At 64.6% G+C, this 23,632-nt stretch carries 3 protein-coding genes; all 3 read right to left on the reverse strand.

What is annotated here, in order from left to right; genetic code table 11:
- Positions 1-39: 39 nt before the first annotated feature.
- The 3 genes from ACM6JM_RS22290 to ACM6JM_RS22300 are packed head-to-tail and all read right to left on the reverse strand — an operon-like array spanning position 40 to position 23,616.
- Positions 40-12,369, reverse strand: a complete 12,330-nt coding sequence (locus ACM6JM_RS22290) for a non-ribosomal peptide synthase/polyketide synthase (RefSeq protein ID WP_414882498.1) — start codon at positions 12,367-12,369, stop codon at positions 40-42.
- 13 nt (positions 12,370-12,382) lie between these two features.
- Entirely contained in the window at positions 12,383-20,218 is a 7,836-nt protein-coding gene (locus tag ACM6JM_RS22295) for an amino acid adenylation domain-containing protein (protein WP_414882499.1), read from the reverse strand.
- Positions 20,215-23,616 carry an amino acid adenylation domain-containing protein gene (locus ACM6JM_RS22300; protein WP_414882500.1) on the reverse strand — a complete coding sequence of 1,134 codons (3,402 nt, stop codon included), beginning with the start codon at positions 23,614-23,616 and terminating at the stop codon, positions 20,215-20,217. The genes ACM6JM_RS22295 and ACM6JM_RS22300 overlap by 4 nt, the downstream gene beginning before the upstream one ends.
- Positions 23,617-23,632 lie beyond the last annotated feature (16 nt).

The following is a 23,632-nucleotide window of genomic DNA, read 5'->3' on the forward strand; positions in this document are numbered from 1 at the left end:
CTCGGCAACGCCCCTCAAAAATGATCCAGCGTGCAGCGATCAGCCCACACGCGCCATGCAATGCTCGATCAGCGCTTCAAGTTCACGCTGGTAATCCTGCATCAGTGCGTCCATGGTGCCGGCGCGGTAACGCTGGCTGCTGTAGATGCAGCGCAACGCCAACTGGCCGTCATACACCTGGCCGACAATTTCCAACCAGTTGCCCAGGTTCGCCTTCAGGCTGTAGTTGTCACCGGTTTCTTCCAGCGCCGGCACCAGCAGCGCCTGCTCGTCGAAGCTCTGGTCGAACTGCCCCAGGTAGTTGAACGTCACCCGCGCCTGCGGCAGATCCGCCAGCTGCCGGGACACCTCGGCGCCCGCCAGATGACGCAGCACGCCGTAACCGATGCCCTTCTGCGGCACCGCCGCCAGCTGCGCCTGTACGTCGATGATCGAACGTCCGATATCGTCGCTGTCCGGACGCAACCGCACCGGGAACATGCTGGTGAACCAGCCAAGGCTGCGGCTCAGGTCGATGGATTCGAACAGATCCTCGCGGCCGTGCCCTTCCAGCAGAATCAGCGCCGATGGCTGGCCGCTCCAGCGGCACAGGGCCCGACCGAGTGCCGACAGCAGCAGGTCGTTGATTTGCGTGCGATAGACCGCCGGCGCCTGCTTGAGTAATTGTTCGGTGTGCTCGCGGGACAACTTGAGCCGCGCCTGCGCCTGCTGCCGCACCTGGTTCTTGCCACGGTAGTTGTCGCACGGCAGATCGACGCCCGGTTGATCCAGTTGTTCCAGCCAGTACGCCAGTTCCTGTTCGGCAATCGCCGGGGCCTTCGCCTGCAAGGCCTCGGCAAACGAACGATAGCTGCTGGTACGAATCGGCAGTTGCGGCGCCAGCCCCTGCACACACGCTTCATAAGCGGTTTTCAGGTCATCGAGCAGGATCCGCCAGGACACGGTGTCGACCACCAGGTGATGAATCACCACCAGCAGTCGCGCCTGACCATCCGGCAGGGCGACATGCATCACCCGCCAGACCGGCCCGTCGTCCAGTTTGAGGCTGCGCTGGGCAAGGTTGGCCAGCGCTTCGACCTGCTCGCTGTTCTCGGCCTCACGGCGCCAGAGCACCGCATCGCCCTGTTCGGTGGCGGTGCAGTAGCGTTGCAGCCAGCGCCCGTTCTCCTGAGTGAAGCGCAGGCGCAGCGAGTCGTGGTGTTGCTCGATCCAGCCCAGGGCCTGTTCGAGCGCATCCAGATCCAGTGGCTGGCGCGCACTCAACAGCAGTGACTGGTTGTAGTGATGGGCTTCGGACATGCCCTCGGCGAAGAACCACTCCTGGATCGGCAACAGATTGAACAAGCCCTCGCCCGCCACCTGCGTGACGTCCACCAGTGGCTGTCCGGCGCCTTCCTTCGTCACGTTCTGTTCGACGATGCCGGCGATGGTCTGATAGCGCATCAGATCGCGCAGCTTCAGATCCATCTGCAACGTCGGATGGTTCCTGACCCGGGAAATGACCTGCAGGCTGAGGATCGAATCGCCGCCCAGTTCGAAGAAGTTGTCCGTGATGCCCACCTGCTCGACTTGCAGCACCTGGGCCCAGATCTCGGCCAGCAGTGTTTCCTGCTCGTTGCGCGGGGCGACATATTCCTCGCTCTTGAAGTCCGGCTCCGGCAGCGCCTTGCGGTCGAGTTTGCCGTTGGGCGTGACCGGGAAAGCACTCAGGCAGACAATCTGCGCCGGCACCATGTACTCCGGCAGCGAGGCGCGCAGCCCGGCCTTCAGTTCATCGCCCACGTCTTCGCCCGTCGGCGTCACCACATAACCGATCAATTGCTTGCCGGACGCATTGTCCCGGGCAATCACCAGCGCATCGGTCACTCCCTCCAGTTGACGCAGGCTGGCCTCGACTTCACCCAGCTCGATGCGGAAACCGCGCACCTTGACCTGATGGTCGATGCGCCCGACGTAATCGACCACGCCGTCCTGACGCAAACGCACCAGATCGCCGCTGCGATACAGGCGCTCGCCGACCGCGAACGGATTGGGTACGAAGCGCTCGCAGGTCAGATCCGCACGGCCGTGGTAACCACGGGCAACCCCATAACCGCCGATGTACAGCTCACCGGCAAAACCGGGCGGCAGCGGGTTCAGATCCTCGTCCAGCACGTACAGCGAACGTGCGCCGACGGCACGACCGATCGGTGCATAGGCCGCGTCACACTGCTGGCTCACCGGTACCTTCCAGAGCATCGGCGTGACCACGGTTTCCGTCGGGCCATAACCGTTGGTGAAGTACTCGGGGCGCAGGGCCGCCTTCACCTGTTCGAAGGTCTGGTCCGGCACGGCATCGCCGCCGAAGCAGTAAATGCGCACCGGTGGTGGCGCGATGCCGCTGGCCGCCGCGTACTCCGCCAACTGCTTGAGATAGGCCGGCGGGAAGCAGGCGATGGTGACGCCATACTCGTGCAACGCGGCGTAGGTCTGCTCCGGCGTCCACAGGCAACCGTCGCGAATCACCAGACGGCCACCGCTGTAGAGCGTACTCAACCAGCGCTCATGGGCACCGTCGAAAGCGAATGACATGAAGTGCAGCTCGCAGCTGCTGGCGTCCATTTCATACAGCTCGGCGATAGCCTGACAGTGCATGCTCAACGGCCCTTGCGTGACCGCAACGCCCTTCGGCCGACCGGTGGAACCGGAGGTATAGACCAGATACGCCAGCCCCTGCTCCTGCACGCGGCAGACTGGCGCGTGATCGGGGTAACGGGTCTCGTCGAGGTGATCGATTTCCAGGCGCAACAGTCCTTCGGGCGCTGGCAATGTGGCGCGCAGGCTGCTCTGGGTCAGCAACAGGGCCATGCCCGAATCCTCGATCATGTACGCCAGTCGCTCAGGCGGATAATCGATGTCCAGCGGCACGTACGCCGCACCGCTCTTGAGCACGGCGAGGAAGCTGACGACCATTTCCAGCGAGCGCGGCAGCGCCACGCCGATCACCACCTCCGGGCCCGCACCGTGTTCGGTCAGGCAGTGGGCCAGACGATTGGCCCGTTGTTCGAGTTCGGCATAGCTCAGACTCAATCCGGCGCACTGCAGGGCGATAGCCTCTGGCTGCTGCTGCTGCGCATGCCGGCTGATCAGTTGCGGCAACAGCACCGGTTCGTGGCTGGAGACCGGTTCGGCGCTCCAGGCCTGGATCGCCTGCCACTGATCGTTCGACAGGCGCTGCAGATTGCCCAGTCGCTCGTAAGGCGCACGCATCATCGCTTCGAGGGTGTTTTCCAGCGTCAGGCGAATGCCTTCCACGGCCTCGGCGCTGAAGTGGCTGCGCAGGTACAGGTACTCGATCGACAGCTCGTCACCCAGCATCACCGCGAGGTCCATCGGTACGTTGGTCACACCGTGGCCGATGGATTTGCCGAAGGTCAGGTCGGTGTCGTTTTCTTCTTGCAGGCGATCATCGATCGGGAAGTTCTCGAACACGATGATGCTGTCGAACAGCGCCTGGCCACCGAGGTTGGACCAGCGCTGCACATCGGCCAGCGGCGCCTGGGAATAGTCACGAATGTCCAGGTTGTAGGCCTGCACTTCGCCCAGCCAGTCCGCCAGGCGCTGATCGGCCTGCGGCGTCTGGATGATCGGCAAGGTGTTGATGAACAGCCCCAGCATGTTGCCGACATTCGCCAGCCCTTCGGGACGCCCCGAAACCGTGGCACCGAACGTGACCGTGCGCTGCCCGGTGTAACGCTGCAACAGCAGCAGCCAGGCGCCCTGAATCAATGTGTTGGGGGTGATGCGCAGGTCGCGGCAGAACTGCAACAGGCGTGCGGTTTGCGCCTGATCCCAGTTCGAGTAGATCGCATCGTGGCCGGAGACATCGGCCGAATGGCGCGGATGGATCGCCTGGCTCAACGCCGTCGGCTCGTTGACGGCCGCCAGACGCGCTTTCCAGAACAGCTCCTGCGCGTCCTGATCCTGTGCCTGCAACCAGGCGATGAAGTCGCGGTAACGACCGTTCTCACCGCTGACCTTACCCTTGGAGTAGTACTGCAAGACTTCGCCGAACAGGCGCGAGCTGCTCCAGCCGTCCATCAGGATGTGGTGGCTGGTCCAGATCATCTGATAGCGGTCATCGCTCAGGCGCAACAGCGTCACCCGCTGCAGACGGGCCTGGGACAAGTCGAAGCCGAGGGCACGATCATCGCTGGCGAACCCGGCGATCAATTCATCGCTGACCTCACGCTCGCGCCAGTCGAGCACCTGCATTTGCAGCGGGGCCTGACGATGGACCACTTGCAACGGCTTGGTCAGCCCGTCCTGCCAGTGAAAACTGGTCCGCAGGATCGCCTGGCGATCGATCACAAATTCCCAGGCGCCCCGGAAGCGCTCCACATCCAGGCCCTGGATCGGCAAGCTGACCTGGTTGACGTACAGGCTGCTGCCATTGTCCGAGAGCGTATGGAACAGCATGCCCTCCTGCATCGGCGACAGCGGATAAACGTCCTCGATCAGATCCGCCGGCACCGGCAACGCATCGAGCTGCGCCTGTTCCAGACGCGCCAGCGGGTAGCTTTCCGGCGTGCCGTCGGCCTGCTGCGCGGACTCCACCGACGCCACCGTCGCCAGTTTCTGCACGGTCTGTTGCTGGAACAGATCCTTGGGGGTAAAGCGGATGCCCTGCTGGCGCGCACGGCTGACCAGCTGGATGGAGATGATCGAATCACCGCCCAGGCTGAAGAAGTTATCGGTCACACCGACCCGGTCAATCTTCAGGATGTCTTGCCAGACCACCACCAGCTGTTGCTCAAGCTCCGTTGACGGGGCGACATAGTCCCGGCCCGACTGATTGACGTCCGGTGCCGGCAAGGCCTTGCGGTCCAGTTTGCCGTTGGGGGTCAGCGGCAGCGCCTCGAGGTACAGCCACTGCGCAGGCACCATGTAATCCGGCAGGTGCGTCTTGAGGGCGGACTGCAGCGATTCGCTCAGCTCATCCTGTTCCTGAAGGCTGAGGCCGGATCGGGTCGGCACCACATACGCCACCAGTTGTTGACCGCTGAGACCGTCCACCGCCAGCACCACGCCCTCGTGCACGCTGCCCTGGGCCAGCAGGCGCGCTTCGATTTCACCCAGCTCGATACGGAAACCGCGCACCTTGACCTGATGGTCGATGCGGCCCACGTATTCGATCCGGCCATCGTCCCACAGGCGCGTCAGGTCGCCGGTGCGGTACATGCGCTCGCCGCTGGTCGAGGCCGGGTTCGGCACGAAACGCTCGGCGGTCAGGCCCGGACGGAACAGGTAACCGCGGGTGATGCCGTCACCGGCCAGATACAGCTCGGCCGCCACCCCGATCGGCGACGCTTGCAGTTGCCCGTCCAGCAGGTACGCGGTGGTGTTGACCAGCGGCCGGCCGATATTCGCCTGGCCGCCGGCTTCGCGGCGGGTCCAGGTCGAATAGGTGGTGTCTTCCGACGGCCCGTACAGGTCGTAGACGTGCTCGACCGACGTCTCGCGATACAGGCTGTCGACCACGCTTTGCTTGAGCGGCTCGCCAGCCAGATTGATGATCCGCACGCCATTCGGAATATGCCCGGCACGGTGCAAGGCAGCGATCGCCGACGGCACGGTGTTGATCAGACGCACCTGATCGCGCTCCGGCAGGTCCGGCAGCTCCAGGGCATTGCGCGCCATGACGATCGAACCGCCACGCGCGAGGGTGACAAAAATCTCCCACACCGACAGGTCGAAGCAGACCGACGTCGAGGCGAGCACGCCTTGCAGGTCAGCCTCGCTGTAGACGTCGGCGGACCAGTGGATCAGTGCCTGGACGTTACGATGGGCAATCGCCACGCCTTTGGGTTTGCCGGTGGAACCGGAGGTGTAGATGACGTAGGCCAGGTTCGCCGAATCGCCACGCACGTCGAGGTTCTCGGCAGCCGTGTCGGCAAAGGCCTCGCCGCCCGCCTCCACCAGCACCACCTGTGCGTCGGTCTGCGGCAGTTGCCCCAGCAGCGATTGTTGCGTCAGCAGGACTTTCGCCTGACTGTCTTCCAACATGTACGCCACGCGGTCGGCCGGGTAGTCCGGATCCAGCGGCACGTAGGTGCCACCGGCCTTGAGCACCGCCATCAAGGCAATCACCAGTTCCGCCGAGCGCGGCATCGCCACGCCCACCCGAACCTCGGCGCCGACGCCCAGCGTCACCAGATGACGGGCCAACTGGTTGGCCCGGCGGTTGAGCTCGGCATAGCTCAGGGCTACGCCGCCGTGGCTCAGGGCCACAGCGTGCGGACGGGCCTGGACCTGCGCCTCGAAGCTTTGATGAATCAGACGCTCAGCCGGATACGCGGCGTGGTTGTCGTTCCATTGCGCCAGCGTGTTGTGCTCGGCACCCGACAGCAGCCCGACCTCACCCAACAGGCGTTGCGGCGACTCAAGGAACTGTTGCAGCACCACTTCCAGGTGCGTGGCCAACCCAACTACGCCGCGCTCGGAAAACTGCTCGGTCAGGTAGTTGAAGTCCAGACTCAGGACCTCGCCGGCACCGGCGATCAGGGTCAGGCCGTAGTTGGTCTGCTCGCGGTGTTCCAGACCACCGAAGCGCAGGCCGCCCGGATTGGCCTCCAGCGTCTCCGACACCGGGTAGTTTTCAAACACCAGCAAGGTGTCGAACAACGCTTCGCCGTTGAGCTCGGCCAGACGCTGGATGTCTTGCAGCGGCGTCTGCTCGAAGTCGCGCAGCAGCAGGTTCTTGTCCTGCACGCTGCGCACCCAGTCGCGCACGCTGACGCCCGGTTGCGGGCTGGCGATCACCGGCAAGGTGTTGATGAACAGCCCCAGTTGCTGCTCGATGCCCGGCAAATCCACCGGACGCCCGGACACCGTGGCGCCGAACGCGACCGTGGCCTGGCCGGTGTAACGCTGCAGAATCAGCAGCCATGCTGCCTGCACCAGACTGTTGAGGGTGACTTGCTGCTGCCGGGAGAAGCTGTTCAGGCGACGGGTGAAAGCGGCGTCGAAGGTCAGGCGATGCACGCCCTTGCCCGCCCCCGGCTGCACCTTGCCCGGACATGCCGAGGCCAGTCGCGTCGGCTCTTTGAGCTCGGCCAGTTGCCCGCGCCAGAAAGCCTGCGCGGCCTGCTTGTCCTGGCCTTGCAGCCAGGCCAGGAAGTCCCGGTAGCGGCCCTGCGCACCCGGCACCGGATGACCGGCGTAATCCTGCAGCACCTCACCGAACATCCGCGAGTTGCTCCAGCCATCCATCAGGATGTGGTGGCAGGTAAAGATCAGACGATGGCGATCATCGGCCGTGCGCAACAGGCACAGACGCAGCAGCGGCGGGTTCTGCAAATCGAAACCACGCTCCAGATCAGCCCGTGCCCGCGCTTCCATGGCCACGGCCAGGTCCGGCTCGTGGCGCATGTCCACTTCCGGCATTTCCAGGGTCAGCTGGCGATGAATGACTTGCAGCGGCGTGTCGAGACCGTCGCGGCCCCAGATGAAACCGGCGCGCAGCACTTCATGGCGATCCACCACCCGCTGCCAGGCTTGCTGGAAGCGCGCGACATCCAGACCTTCGATGTCCAGCAGCATCTGATAGACATAAGCGCTGGCATCGGCGTCATAGAGACTGTGGAACAGAATGCCCTGCTGCATCGGCGCCAGCGGATAGATGTCTTCGATCCGCTGGGCAACGATCGGCAGGTTGTCCAGATGGGTCTGGGACAACCCGGCCAGCGGCACGTCGGACGGTGTCAGACCACCGCTCGGGTGATTCAGGCAATGGTCGATCAATTCGGCCAGCGCCTCTTCATAGGCACGTGCCAGCGCATGGATGGTCGCGTGTTCGAACACATCGCCGCTGTAGGTCCAGGTCAGGCTCAACTGCCCCTGATAGACCCGGCCATCGATGGTCAGCGTGTTGGCCATCGGCGCCCGTTCGTCCTGCCCGGCGCCCTTGTCTTCGGTAGCCGGCACCCACAACGCGTCTTCATCGAAGTTGTTGTCGAACTGGCCGAGGTAGTTGAACGTCACCTTCGGCTGCGCCGCGCCGCCCAGGACGGCCTGCGTCTCGGCGCTGCCCAGATAACGCAACAGGCCATAGCCGATGCCCTTGTTGGGGATCGCCCGCAGTTGTTCCTTGATGCCCTTGATCGACGTTTCGACACCGGCGCCGGGGGTCAGACGCACCGGGAACATGCTGGTGAACCAGCCCACCGTGCGGCTCAGGTCGACATCGTCGAACAGGTCTTCACGACCATGGCCCTCGAGCTGTACCAGCGCGCTCTCGGCACCGGTCCATTCGCACAGCACCTTGGCCAGCGCAGTCAGCAACAGGTCGTTGACCTGGGTGCGGTAGACCGCCGGGGCCTGTTGCAGCAACTGCCGGGTGCGCTCGGCATCCAGACGCGTATCGACGCTGCGCTCGAAACGGTTGCTCAACTGACCCTGCGGGTTGTCCAGCGGCAGCTCGATGCCCGCGCCGCTCAACTGCCCGCGCCAGTAATCCAGCTCGGCTTCCAGCACGGCACTGCGCGCATGCCCTTGCAGGCGCGCGCCCCAGTCCTTGAACGCGGTGGTCTTGGCCGGCAGGCGCACAACCTGCCCCGCCGTCAGCTGTTGATAAACGGTTTGCAGGTCTTCCAGCACGATCCGCCAGGACACCCCGTCGACCACCAGGTGATGGATCACCAGCAACAGGCGCTGGCTGGCGTCAGGCAAGTCCACCAGCACCGCGCGGATCAGCGGACCGTTGTCCAGATCGAGGCTGCGTTGCAGTTCCTGGCACAGCGCCGGCAAAGCCGCGCTTTCCTGCAAGGTCACGGTGCGCAGCAGTTCCAGGTTCTGTTCAACCGGCGCGTGGATTTGTTGCCAGCCACCCTCAAGGTCGCGGTAACGCAGACGCAAGGCGTCATGGTGTCGTTGCAGGTGCTGCAACGCCTGCTCCAGTGCAGCCGCCGCCAGTGGTTTGGTCGGAGTCAGCAGGATCGACTGGTTCCAGTGATGACGCGCCGGGATATCGCTGTGGAAAAAGTACTGCTGGATCGGCGTCAGCACCGCCTCGCCGAGCACATCGCCCTGGGTCGCGAGCACCGCGTCGCTCTGCTGCGCGACCGTGGCCAGGCGCTGCACCGTCTGATGCTGGAAGATGTCCTTGGGCGTGAAACGGATGCCCGCCTGACGGGCGCGGCTGACCACCTGAATCGAAATGATCGAGTCGCCGCCCAGCTCGAAGAAGTTGTCATTGAGGCCGACGCGCTCGACCTTCAGCACGTCCTGCCAGATGGCGGCCAGTTGCTGTTCCAGCTCACTGCGCGGCGCGGCATACGCTTCCTGCACCTGAGCGACCTGCGGCTGCGGCAGTTGCTTGCGATCGAGTTTGCCGTTGGCGGTCAACGGCAGGCGTTCGAGGAATGCCCAGCTGACCGGCACCATGTAGTCCGGCAAGGCTTCGCGCAGTTGCGCCTTGATCGAATCGCGCAGCGTCGCCTCGGCATCGGCTTGCAGTGCCTCGTTCGGCACGATCCAGGTCGCCAGTTGCTGACCGCTCGGGCCTTCGACTGCCAGCACCACCGCCTCGCGCACCGCCGGGTGCTTGAGCAGCCGGGTTTCGATTTCGCCCAACTCGATACGGAAACCGCGGATCTTCACTTGATGGTCGATACGACCGATGTACTCGATCACCCCGTCGCCGCGCAGGCGTGCCAGGTCGCCGGTGCGGTACAGGCGCTCGCCGGCCTGCGGGTTGAACGGGTCGGGAACAAAACGCGTAGCGCTCATGCCCGGTTGATTCAGGTAACCCCGCGCCAGGCCGGCACCGGCGATGTACAGCTCGCCGATGCAACCTTGCGGCACCAGGTTCAGCGCGCTGTCGAGCAGGTACCACGACAGGTCGACGATCGGCTCGCCGATCGGGCTGCTGTGGCTTTGCTCAAGGTCGGCCATCGACAATGGACGGTACGTCACGTGCACCGTGGTTTCAGTGATGCCGTACATGTTCACCAGCGTCGGCGCGCGGTCGCCGAAACGCTCGAACCATGGCCGCAGGTTCTGCACTTCCAGGGCTTCGCCACCGAACACCACGTAACGCAGCGAATGGTCGCGCGAGGATTCACTGGCCAGTTGCATCAGCGGCTTGAACGCCGATGGCGTCTGGTTCAGCACCGTGACGTGTTCATCGCACAGCAGGGTGTAGAAATCTTCCGGGGAACGGGTGACGTCGTGGGGTACGACCACCAGTTTTCCGCCGTACAGCAGCGCGCCGAAAATTTCCCAGACCGAGAAGTCGAACGCGTAGGAATGGAACAGGGTCCAGCTGTCGTCCGGGCCGAAACCGAACCAGTGGTCGGTGGCGCTGAACAGGCGGATGACGTTGCTGTGCGGCAGCAATGCGCCTTTGGGCTTGCCGGTCGAACCGGAGGTGTAGATGACGTACGCCAGGTTGTCCGGCGTGGCCAGGCACGCCGGGTTTTCGCTGTTGCCCGGCTCCAGTGCCTGGCTCAGGTCCAGACAGGTGAGCCCCGGCGGAATCGGCAGCTGTGCCTGCAAATGGCCTTGGGTCAGCAGCAGACCGATGCCACTGTCCTCGATCATGTAGCTCAGGCGGTCTTGCGGGTAGCCCGGATCCAGCGGCACGTAGGCACCGCCGGCCTTCAGCACGGCGACGATGGCGACGATCATGTCCAGCGAACGCTCGACCGCCACACCGACCCGCACATCCGGGCCGACGCCGTTCGCGATCAACCGGTGCGCCCACTGGTTGGCCCGGCGATTGAGTTCGGCGTAGGTCAGGCGTTGCCCGGCAAAGGTCACGGCGACTGCATCGGGATGGCGCTCAGCCTGAGCCTCGATTACCTGATGGATGCACTGCTCGACCGGGTGCTCGACCCGCGTCGGGTTCCATTGGCTCAACAGTTGTTGCTGACGGGCGTCATCGAGCATCGGCAACTGCCCGATGCTGCGCGACGGGTCGGCGACGATCGCCTGCAACAGCGCGGTCCAGTGCTGCGCCAGACGCTCGATGGTCGCCGCGTCGAACAGGTCGGTGGCGTACTTGAGCACCGCTTCGATGCCGTGGGCCTGTTCGGTGGTGTTCAGGGTCAGGTCGAACTGGGCGGTCTGGCTCTGCCATTCCAGTGGCTCGATGCTCAGGCCATTGAGGCGCGTCTCGACACTGCTGCGGCGTTCGGCCTGATGGTTGAACATGACCTGGAACAGCGGGCTGTGGCTCAGGCTGCGACCCGGTTCCAGGGCTTCCACCAGTTGCTCGAAGGGCAAGTCCTGATGGGCCTGGGCTTCCTGTGCGGTCTGTTTGACCTGACGCAGCAAATCGACAAAAGTTGTCTGGCTGTCAACGTCGGCCTTGAGCACCTGCGTGTTGACGAAAAAACCGATCAGACGCTCGATTTCCACCCGGCCACGGTTGGCCACCGGCACGCCGACACGGATGTCCGACTGCCCGCTGTAGCGGTGCAACAGCGCCTGGAAAGATGCCAGCAGCAAGACGAACAGCGTGACGTTTTCCTGCCGCGCAAAGGCTTTCAGGCCTTGGCTCAGCTGCGCATCGAGAATCAGGTTGTGGCTGGCCCCGGCAAAGCTCTGATCGACACTGCGCGCGCGATCGAGCGGCAGTTCCAGCACCGGTTGTTCGCCGCCAAGTTTTTCCTGCCAATAGGCCAGTTGCCGCGCCTGCTCGCCGGCTTCCATCCACTGGCGCTGCCACAAGGCGTAGTCGGCGTATTGAATCGGCAGGGCCGGCAGACCGGCATCGTGACCAAGGCTGAAACCGGCGTAGAGCTGCACCAGTTCTTCGATCATCACTTGCAGCGACCAGCCGTCAGAGACGATGTGGTGCAGGGTCAGCACCAGCACATGGTCGTTCGGGTTGACCTGCAACAGGGCCGCGCGCAACAGCGGGCCTTGCTGCAGATCGAAAGTCTTCTGGCTCTGGGTCTGGACGAACGCCTGGATCGAGGCATCCGGGTCGCTCGCCAGCTCAGGGCTCAACGGGTAAGTCTCCAGTGCAAACGGTCCTGGCGGCAGGATCGTTTGCAGCGGTTGTTCGGTTTCCTGGGAGAACACCGTGCGCAAGGTTTCGTGTCGTTCGATCAGCGCCTGAAGGCTGCGCTCCAGCGCCGACTCATCCAGCGGACCCTGCAAGCGCAGGGCCGTCGGAATGTTGTAGGCCGCGCTGTGCGGCGCCCACTGCCAGAGAAACCACTGGCGCTGCTGGGCGTAGGACAGCAGCAGCGGCTCTTCGGCCGTGCGCTTGAAAACCGGGGCAATGTCAAAGAGGTTGACGCCTTTCTGCTTGAGCAGAACCGCCAGAGCCTTTCTTTGCTTAGCCGAAAGTTGTCCTACCGACTCGATTAACTCTTGCACGCGTTTTTCCCTCTCAAGAAATCAGTTTTTCCAGATCATCGAGGGATAGACGTTTGAGGGCCTCCAGGGATTTAGCCAATTCATCCTGAACGGGCGACATTTCGACGCGCAGCGCCTCGATCCGGTTGCAGAACGCTTTCAGCGTATCGGCTTCGAACAGCTCCTTGAGCGGCACCTTGTCGCCCAGACGTTCCTTGATCCGGGTCACCACCAGCGTCGCCAGCAACGAATGGCCGCCGAGCTGGAAGAAGTTGTCCGCCAGGCCCACGCGCTCGACTTCCAGCACTTCCTGCCAGACCGTCGCCACCTCCCATTGCAAGTCGGTCTGCGGCGCTTCGTACTGCTGCTGCGTCGGGCTGTCGCCCAATGCCATCAGCGCCTTGCGGTCGAGCTTGCCGTTCGGGGTCAGCGGCACCGCCTCGATCACATGCAGGTGCCCCGGCACCATGTGCGCCGGCAAACGACTGGCCAACGCTGCGCGCAGACGCTCGGTCAGCGCCGCCGGATCGGTGACCGGTTGCGCCGCCACGACGTAGCCATGCAGGTGCTTGCCCGCCGCGCCGTCCTGAGCCAGCACCACCGCCTCGCGCACCTCGTCCTGCTCCAGCAGACGCGCTTCGACCTCGCTCAGCTCGATACGGAAGCCACGGATCTTCACCTGATGGTCGGCGCGGCCCAGGTACTCGATATTGTCATCCGCGCCCTGGCGCACCAGGTCGCCGGTTCGGTAAAGCCGCTCGCCGTTGCCGGCATACGGGTTGGGCACGAAGCGTTCGGCGGTCAGCCCCGGGCGCATCAGATAGCCCCGGGTCACGCCGGCGCCGCCCAGGTACAACTCGGCCGCCACACCGGCCGGCAAGCCATTGAGCTGCGTGTCGAGCAGGTACGCCACGGTGTTGTCCAGCGGCCGGCCGATGTTGGCCTGACCGTGCGCGGTGCGCAGGGTGAATGTCGAATACGTGGTGTCTTCCGACGGACCGTACAGGTCGTAGACCTGCTTGACTGACGTGCTCGCGTACAGCGTGTCCACCAGGCTCTGTTTCAGCGGCTCGCCGGCCAGATTGATGGTCGCGACCGACGCCGGAATCTGCCCGGCCCGTTGCAGCGCGGCAATCGCCGACGGCACCGTGTTGATCAGCGTGACCCGCTCGCGGGCCGGCAACTCCGCCAGGGCCAGCGCGTTGTCCGCCAGCACCATGCAGCCACCGCTGGCCAGGGTGACAAAGATCTCCCAGACCGACAGGTCGAAGCAGATCGAAGTCGACGCCAGCACACCGCGCAACTGCTCCTCGCGGTACACCCCTTGCGACCACTGGATCAGCGCAGTGAGGTTGGCGTGACTGATGGCCACACCCTTGGGTTTGCCGGTGGAACCCGAGGTGTAAATGACGTAAGCCAGGTTTTGCCCGGTGATCCCGGCCATTGGCGCGGTGGACGGATACTCGGCCAACGATTGCTCACTTTCCTCGACCAGCACCACTTGGGCGCTCAACGTGTCAGGCAGCATCGCCTGCGCCGCCGGCTCGGTCAGCAATACCGCCGCACGACTGTCGTCGAGCATGTGCAGCAGGCGTTCCTGCGGGTAGTCCGGATCCAGCGGCACATAGGCGCCACCGGCCTTGAGAATCGCCAACAGCGCGACCAGCATGTCCGGGGTACGGCGCATGCACACACCGACGCGCACCTCCGGCCCCACGCCCAGCGCTTGCAGCTTGTGCGCCAGCCGATTGGCCCGCCGGTCGAGGTGGCGATAGTCGATCTGCTGTTCGGCGTAGATCACCGCCGCCGCATCCGGTCGCTGTGCAACACGGGCCTCGATGAACTCGAGCACCGTGCGCGAATCGGTCGCCGTGACACCGGCCTTGCCCCAGTCGATCGCTTGCTTGCGCTGAGGCTCGTCGAGCAATTGCAAGGTGCCCAACGGTTGCGCGGCGTTGCCGAGGAACTGGCTCAACAGACTTTCGAGCTGACGACTCAGGCCGACGATCGTCGCAGCATCGAACAGGGCCTGATCGTAACTGACGCCCAGGCTCAGCTCGCGACCGGTAACCGCCACCAGCGTCAGCGGGTAGTTGGTCTGCTCCTGACGGCGGATCGCCGAGAACACCAGACCGGTATCCGGCCCCTGTTGCAGGGCTTCGGCCATCGGGTAGTTCTCGAACACCAGAATGCTGTCGAACAGCGCTCCCGCACCGAGTCCGGCCCAGCGCTGAATCTCGTAGAGCGGCGTGTGCTCGTGCTCGCGCAGCGCCAGGTTGAGGCCCTGCACGTGTTGCAACCAGCGCTCGACCGGCATCTCGGCGGACGGCGCCGCCACGACCGGCAAGGTGTTGATGAACAGGCCGATCTGCTGCTCGAGGCCGGGCAGATCGGTCGGACGTCCGGCCACCGTAGCGCCGAAGGCCACGCTGTCCTGACCGGTGTAACGCTGCAACAGCACCAGCCACGCCGCTTGCACCAGGGTGTTGAGGGTGACTTTCTGCTCCCGGGCGAAACGGTTCAGATCCGCCGTCAGCTGTTCGCTGAACAGATGCTGGTGATCGGCATAACCGCTGACGCCGGACGGCTGCGTCGGCACGGCACTGGCCAGCCGCGTCGGCTCTTCGAGTTCGGCCAGCGCCTGCTTCCAGAACGCCCGACTGGCTGGCTGATCGCGCTGACCCAGCCATTCGATGTAGTCGCGATAACGTCCCTGGGCAGCAGTCGGGGTCAAGCCCGCATAACGCTGCAGCACTTCGCCGAACAACTGCGAGGTACTCCAGCCATCCATCAGGATGTGGTGGCAGGTGTAGATCAGGTGATGCGTCGCATCATCGGTACGCACCAGCGAAACCCGCAACAGCGGCGCGCCCGTCAGCTCGAAACCGTTGGCCAGATCATCGCCGGCCAGTTTTTCCAGCGCTGCGTCGAGGTCGGTTCGACCCCGCCAGTCCTGCACGCTCCACGGCATTTGCACACGCTGGCGAACCACTTGCACCGCCGCAGCGGCGTCGCTCGGCCAGACAAACGCGGTACGCAGAATGTCGTGGGCGTCGAGGGTCTGCTGCCAGGCCTGACGGAAACGCTCGACCTCCAGATGTTGCACGTCGACCCGCAGCTGGTTGGTGTACGCCGGGCTGTCGGGATCGTTGAGGCTATGGAACAGAATGCCTTGCTGCATCGGCGACAGCGGGTACAGATCGGTGATCTCCCGGGCCGGAATCGGCAGGGCCGAAAGTTGCGCCTGCGTCAGGGTCACCAGATCGAAATCCGACGGCGTCACGCCGGCCTCGCCGCTGTCGCAGCAGTGATCGATCAGCCGTTCCAGCTCCAGGCGATAAGCCTCGGCCAGTGCCTGCACCGTGTCGGCGCGGTACATGCCCGAACCGAATGTCCAGGTCAGTTCCAGCTCGCCGCCATACACCTGACCGTCGATGCTCAGCCAGTTGCCCAACGGTGCCGCAGGGTCCTGATTGGCCCCGGTGCTTTCGCCGGACGGCACGAACAGTGCGCCCTCGGCGGCACCGAAGTCGCCATCGAACTGGCCCAGATAGTTGAAGGTCACCCGTGGCGGGGCCAGTGAACGCAGCTCGGCGGCGCCGGTCAGGTAGCGCAGCACACCATAGCCGATGCCTTTGCCCGGCACGGCGCGCAGTTGCTCCTTGATCGCGCACAACGATTCGCCCGGCGCTGCCTGCGGTGTCAGACGCACCGGGAACAGGCTGCTGAACCAGCCCACCGTGCGGCTCAGGTCGAGCTCGTCGAACAGGTCTTCGCGACCATGGCCTTCAAGCTGGATCAGCACCGACGGCTGTCGGCTCCAGTCACACAACACCCGCGCCAGCGCCGTGAGCAGCAAATCGTTGATCTGCGTGCGATACGCGGCCGGGGCGACCTTGAGCAACTTGTGGGTCAGTGCCTGGCTCAGGCGCGAACTGACGCGTTGCGCCTGCTCCTGAGTCTGCACGTCCTGTGCAAAGTCCCGTGGCAACTCCACGTCGCCCGCGCTCAGGGTCGTCAGCCAATACTCGCGCTCGCGGCCCAGTGTTTCGCTTTGGGCATAACGGTGCAGATGCGCGGCCCAGCTCTGCAGCGAACTGCTCTTGCCCGGCAACACCAGCGGCTTGCCCGAGGCCAGTGCGGTGTAACCGAGCTGCAAGTCTTCCAGCAGGACGCGCCAGGACACGCCATCGACCACCAGGTGATGGATCACCAGCAACAGACGCTGTTCACCGCCCGGCAGATTCGCCAGCACCGCCCGCAGCAGTCGCCCTTGTTGCAGATCCAGACTGCGCTGAGCCAGATCCGCCAGCGCCGTCAGTTGATCCAGGTTGTCCAGATCGCGTACCCACAGCAGCTCCGGGTCGCGTTGCTTTTGGAAGGTTGCCTGCCACACATCGCCCGACGCCTGGAAGTTCAAGGCCAGCGCATCATGCTGTTCGATCAGTGCCGCCAGCGCGGCTTGCAGATGACCGGCATCAAGCGGCGCCTGCGGCTGCAGCATCACTGACTGGTTCCAGTGCTGACGCCGGGCAATCGGCGTTTCGAAAAAGCGCGCCTGAATCGGCAGCAGTGCCAGTTGCCCGCCGACCTTCTGCGGCGCTGCCGCCACGGGTTTGGCTTCGATCAGTTTGGCCACCGCCGCCAACTGGCCGACGGTCTGCTTCTCGAACAACTGCTTGGGGCTCAGCTTGATGCCCTGACGTTTGGCCCGGGCAATGATTTGCAGGCTGAGGATCGAGTCCCCGCCCAGTTCGAAGAAGTTGTCGGTGCTGCCCACACGCTCGAGCTTGAGCACATCGGCCCAGATCGCCGCGAGTTTTTCCTCGATCTCGCCCACCGGCGCGACGAAGCGCTGCGTCACCACGCCCGGCACCGGCAAGGCGCGCTTGTCCAGTTTTCCGTTGGCGGTCAGCGGCAATTGCTCCAGCAGGACAATTTGCGCCGGCACCATGTAATCCGGCAGACGGGCTTGCAGTTGCTCGCGCAGTGTTTCCGCCTTCAGCGCTGCATCTGCCGCCGGCACACACCAGGCCACCAATTGCAGGCGTGCCGGGTCGTCATCCAGCGCCAACGCGAGTACCGCCGCTTCGCTGACACCGTCCAGGCCGAGCAGCACCCGGGCGACTTCCGCCGGCTCCACCCGATACCCGCGCACCTTGACCTGATCGTCGGCGCGCCCGATGAACTCCACCGCCTGCTGGCGATTGCGACGCACCCGGTCGCCGCTGCGATAGACCCGTGCACCGGCCGGCCCGAACGGGTCGGGAACGAAGCGCTCGGCCGTCAGCCCCGGTTGCCCCAGATAACCGAAGGCAACACTGTCGCCGCCGATATACAGCTCGCCCGCAACCTGATCGGCCACGTTGTTGAGCACATCGTCGAGCACATACACATGGGCCCCGGCCAATGGCGTGCCGACCGGCACACTGCGAGCCCCCGGTTCCAGCGAACCGACTTCGTGGGCCAGTACACCGACGGTGGTTTCGCTCGGGCCGTAGTGGTTGATGACCCGGCAACCCGGCTTGAGCTGACGCACACGCTCCACCAGCGCCGGCGAACACGCTTCGCCGCCGACAATCAGCGCCTGCTCCGGCAGCACATCGGCTGCACGCGACGCCTGCAACAAGGCGGCCAGATGTCCCGGAACGATTTTCAGCATGCCCACCCGGTGCCCGGCCATGTACTCGGCGAAGCGATCCGGATCGAAGCCCAGCTCTTCCGGCAACACATGCAGCAAACGGCCCGAGCACAGCGCGCCGAACAGCACGGTGAACCCCAGGTCCGCCGCGATGGTCGAGACCAGCGCCATGCTGGTGTCCGGCGCCGGATCGAGACGCTCCAGCCCCCCGCGCACGTAACTGGCCAACGCACCGTGGCTGACCAGCACCCCCTTGGGTTGACCGGTGGAACCGGAGGTGTGAATTACGTAGGCCGGCGACTGCGACGACAACTCGCAGACCGGGGCCGTCACCGGCTGGTGTTGCCATTGCTGTGCATCGAACGCCAGCCCCTGACAACCGGCGACCGCCAGTTCCGACACCCGCGAATCCCCCTCGACACACACCACTGCGCGAGCCCTCGCGGCGGCGAGCATCTGCTGCAAGCGCGCGGTCGGTGCCTTGACGTCCAGCGGCATGTACACCGCGCCGGCCTTGAAGATCGCCAGCACGCACGTCAGCCAGTCGAGCGAGCGCTCCATCAGCACCGCCACCGGCTGACCGACAACTGCACCGTGGGCCAGCAGATGATGCGCGAGGCGATTGGCAGCCTGATCCAGCGCCTGGAAGCTCAAGCCGCCATTCAGATCCCGCGCGGCCAGCGCTTGCGGCTGGCGCGCGACTTCGCGTTCCCAGTGCTGCAACACCGACAGTGCCGGTTCACGCGGTGCCGCGAGCGCGCTCGGCAATGCCGTCGCCACGGTGTGCAGCGGCGCTTGTGGCGCTTTCAGCAGCGCACCGAACAGACCGAGCAAGGCCGGGACAAAACCTTCGACGGTTGCGTGTCGATAGAGGTCGCTGGCGTAGGTCATCTGCCCGTGGATCAACGTGCCGTCGTCGGTGATGTCCAGCGCCAGATCGAAGTGCGTGCCGTCCTTGTCCAGCGGATACTCCGCCACGGTCAGGCCCGGCAACGCCATCGAACGCTGCTTCTGCATGCCGACGTTCTGGTTGAACTTGGCCTGGAACAACGGGTTGTGCCCCAACGTACGCTCGGCGACCAGTTCGTCCACCAGTTGCTCGAACGGCAGCTCCTGATGGGCCTGCGCGCCGAATGACGCCTCGCGCACCCGCGCCAGCAAGTCCTCGAAACTGCCTCGCTCATCCACCTCGCAGCGCAGCACCTGGGTATTGACGAAGAAGCCGATCAGCCCTTCGACCTCGGCGCGACTGCGGTTGGCGTTGGGCACGCCGACACGGATGTCACGCTCGCCGGCCTGACGCGAGAGGAACAGCGAAAAACCGGCCAGCACCAGCATGAACAGACTGATGCCCTGAGCCCGGGCGAACCCGTTGAGCTGACGTGACAGATCCGCGCCGAAATCGAAGCTCAGGGTCTGGCCTTCAAAACTCTGGGTCAGCGGCCGGGCGAAGTCCGGGGCGACCTCCAGCAGCGGATGTTCCTCACCCAGTTGCTGACGCCAGTAATCGAGTTGACGCTCGCCCTCGCCCGCTTCCAGCCAGCGCCGCTGCCAGATGGCGTAGTCGGCGTATTGCAAGGCCAGCGCCGGCAACTGCGGCTCGCGCTCCAGGCTGAACGCCTGATAGCACTGCACGAATTCCTTGACCATCACGTCCATCGACCAGCCGTCGGAGACGATGTGGTGCATGCTCACCACCAGCACGAACTCATCGTCCGCCAGGCCAAACAGACTGGCGCGCAGCAACGGGCCGTGGCGCAGATCGAACGGCTGCGCCGTCACCTTCTGCACGTGCTCGGCCAGCGCCTGTTCGCGTTCCTGCGCGGCGATACCGGTCAAATCGATGCGCTCGAGCGCAACGCCCTGCGGTTCGAGGATCACCTGATGCGGCTGGTCGCCGTCGGTGCGGAACACCGTGCGCAGCACTTCATGGCGCGCCAGCAGGTGATCGAACGAGCGGGTCAGCGCCGCTTCGTCCAGCCGCCCTTTCAGGCGCAGACCGGCGGCCATGTTGTACGCGGCGCTCTGCGGTTCGAGCTGCCAGAGAAACAGCAAACGCTGCTGGGCGAACGACAGCGGGATCTGCGCGCAGTCGTGGCGACTGACCGGCAGCGGCAGCAGGCTGAAGTCCTTGCCCTCTTCGCGCAGCCTGGCCAGAAACAGCCGACGCTGCTCAAGCGGCAAGCCGACGAACCTTTTAGCGATGCGCTCCGCCATGGTGCCGCTCATACTTCTTCTCCTTCCAATTCATTCATGAACAGGTCCATGTCGGACCAGTCGTTATCCGCTGCACCGTCGGCCAACTGCGCCACTGCCTGGGCCAGTTCACCGAGCAGCGGTTTTTCGAACAGGTTGCGCAGCGGCAACACCACGTTCAGCTGTTTCTTGATCCGGCCGATCACTTGCGCCGCCAGCAGCGAATGGCCGCCCAGCTCAAAGAAGTGATCGTCCAGACCAACACGTGGCACTTGCAGGACATCCGCCCAGATCTGCGCCAGGGCTTGTTCGATGTCCGATTGCGGGGCGCGGTAATCGACCTGCAATTGGTCCATGTCCGGCGCCGGCAAGGCCTTGCGATCGAGCTTGCCGCTCGGCGTCAGTGGCAATTCCGCCAACAGCAGCAGATGGCCCGGCACCATGTAGTCCGGCAGCCTGGCCTGCAGCGAAGCCCTGACCTGCTGACGGAACGCCGACTGACCGGCCACCCCGTCGAGTACGTCCTGATCGGCCACCAGATACGCCACCAGTTGCAGGCTGCCATTGAGCGGCAAGGCCAGCACCACGGCCTCACGGATGCCCGGGCATTGCTGCAGGCGCGATTCGATTTCACCCAGCTCGATACGGAAACCGCGGATCTTCACTTGATGGTCCACGCGACCGACGTATTCCACCGCGCCATCGGCGCGCAAACGTGCGCGGTCGCCGGTGCGGTACAGGCGCTCGCCGCTGGCAAACGGGTCGGCAATAAAGCGCTCGGCGCTCAGGGTCGGCTGTCGGTGATAGCCGCGCGCCAGGCCCGGACCACCGATGTACAACTCGCCCACCGCGCCTTGCGGCAGCAGGTTCAAGTCATCGTCCAGCACGTACAGACGACGTGCGGCCAGACCGTGACCAATCGGAATGCCGCGCCACGACACGGCGTCAGCGGTCAGCGCCGAGCAGTCGTGGATCGTCGACACCACGGTGGCCTCGGTCGGCCCGTAGGTATTGAGCAGGCGCACATGACCCAGCCCGGCCTGCTGCCACAGGCGCAGACCGTCCACCGCCATCGCCTCGCCGCCCACGTGTATCTGGCGCAGCGCACCGAAATGCGCTGGAGGATGGGCGGCGTATTCCTGCACCAGCCAGTACCAGTACGCCGCCGGCAAGTCGGCCAGGGTAATGCCGTGCTCGAGGATCACCTGATGCAATGTCGCGCTGTCCCACAGCCGTGCGTCGCGCAGCACCACGCTCGCGCCGTGACAGAGCGGCGGGAAAAACTGCTCGACGAAGCCATCGAAGCTGCTGGTCGCGAACTGCAAGACCCGATCGCCTTCGCGCAGGTCGCTGTAGTCGATGGCGCGCTCGATGAACTCGCTCAGCGCGGCATGACTGATCGCCACGCCCTTGGGCCGACCGGTCGAACCGGAGGTGTAGATCACGTAGGCCAGGTTCTGCGGCTCGACCGTCACCGGCAGATTGTCGCTGAGCCCATCCTCCGGCAGCGTATCCAGACACAGGCTTTGCACGCCATCGAGAGCCGGCAGAGCGGCCAGCGTCTGACGGTCGGTCAGCAACAGGTTCAGTCCGCTGTCGTCGAGCACATGGCGCAGGCGCTCGCCCGGCGTCTGCGGATCCAGCGGCACATAGGCGCCGCCGGCCTTGAGCACGGCGAGCAAGGCGACAGCCAGTTCCAGCGAACGCCCCAGCGCCACGCCGACCAGCACGTCCGGACCGACACCCCGGGCGCGCAGTTGATGGGCCAGGCGATTGCTGCGCCGGTTCAGTTCGGCATAGCTGATCGAGGGTGACGGCTCGCTCGCCAGAATCACCGCCGGCGCCTCGGGGGTTCGGGCCACTTGCGCTTCGAACAGGGTCTGAAAGCTGGCCAGTCGCGGGCTCGTTTCGGCGATCTGGATCAAGCCCTGCTGCTCGGCGACGTCCAGCATCGAAAGGTTGCCGATCAACTGCTGCGGATCACGGCAGACCGACACCAGCACGTTGCGCCAGTGCCCGGCCAGCGCGGCGATGGTGGACTCGTCGAAAATGTCGGTGGCGTAGGTGAACGCGGCGAACAGTTGCTCGCCCTCTTCACGGGTATCGAGCATCAGATCGCTGGTGGCCGCATGTTCGCGGCCGCTGCCGGTCAGTTGTTCCTCGGTCAGGTAACCGACCCGCAAGCCGGACGCCAACTGCGCCTGCTGCAAATCGGTCACCAGCGGCTGGTGGTTGAACATCACCTGGAACAGCGGGTTATGGCTCTGACTGCGGGCCGGTTGCAGGGCTTCGATCAAGGCATCGAACGGCAGATCCTGATGGGACTGCGCGCCGGCCGCGCACTGGCGCAGGCTCTGTAACAGATCGGCGAAACGGCTGTTGGCGGTGACCACGCTGCGCAGGATCTGCGTATTGACGAAGAAGCCGATCAAGCCTTCGGTTTCGCTGCGGGTACGGTTGGCGATCAGGCCGCCGACGCGAATGTCGGTCTGGCCGCTGTAGCGATGCAGCAAGGTCTTGAACGCCGCCAGCAGAACCACGAACAGGGTCACGCCCTGACGTTGGGCGAGGCTCTTCAGATCCTGGCGCAGGCTGGCGTCGACGACCGTTTCCAGACGCGCGCCACGGTGACTGGCCTGGGCCGGGTACGCACGATCGGTCGGCAATTCAAGCACCGGGTGTTCGTCGCCCAGTTGCGCGCGCCAGTAGTCGAGCTGACGCTCGCGCTCGCCCGCCTCCAGCCAGCTGCGTTGCCACAGCGCATAGTCGCGGTAGTGCACGGTGATCGCCGGCAATTGTGGCTCGCGCCCGGCCACCAGCGCATCGTAGGTGCGCATGAATTCATCGATGAGAATGTTCATCGACCAGCCGTCGGCAATGATGTGGTGCAACGTCAGCAACAGCACGTGTTCCTGTGCGTCCAGCCGCAGCAGACGCAGGCTCAGCAACGGCCCGTTTTGCAGATCGAAGGCTTGCGTGGCCTCCGCCATCATGTGCTGTCGGGCCAGCGGCCAGCGCTGTTCCTCGGGCAACGCGCTCAAGTCAGTGAGGGTCAGCTTGACGGGCTGCGGTTCGGCGACTTTCTGGAAAGCTTGTTCGCCCTCCTGACCGAACGTGGTGCGCAGGCACTCATGCCGCGCCGCCAGCAGACTGAACGCCTGCTCCAGCGCCTCGGGCTGCAACTCACCGTTCAGGCGCACAGCCATCGGCAGGTTGTAGGCGGCGCTTTGCGGATCCATCTGCCAGAGAAACCACATCCGCTGCTGGGCATAGGACAGGCCGTCACGCTCGGCGGCCCCAATGCAGGCGGTCATGGGCAGCTGCGCAAAATTGATCCCTTCACGGGCCATGCCGGCGAGAAACAAACGACGTTTGTCCTGAGGCAATTCGATAAAGCGGCGGGCTAGTTTCTGTGCGTCTGCGGCATTCATGCATGGGGTCCTTGCT

It is taken from the genome of Pseudomonas sp. IT-P2 (genome assembly GCF_949767575.1).
In the GTDB taxonomy this organism is placed as follows: Bacteria; Pseudomonadota; Gammaproteobacteria; order Pseudomonadales; family Pseudomonadaceae; genus Aquipseudomonas; species Aquipseudomonas pharyngis.

What these genes read in the sequence shown, in the direction of transcription:
- ACM6JM_RS22295 (WP_414882499.1), bottom strand. Translation starts at nt 20,218, where the DNA reads ATGAGCGGCACCATGGCGGAGCGCATCGCTAAAAGGTTCGTCGGCTTG.
- ACM6JM_RS22300 (WP_414882500.1), bottom strand. Translation starts at nt 23,616, where the DNA reads ATGAATGCCGCAGACGCACAGAAACTAGCCCGCCGCTTTATCGAATTG.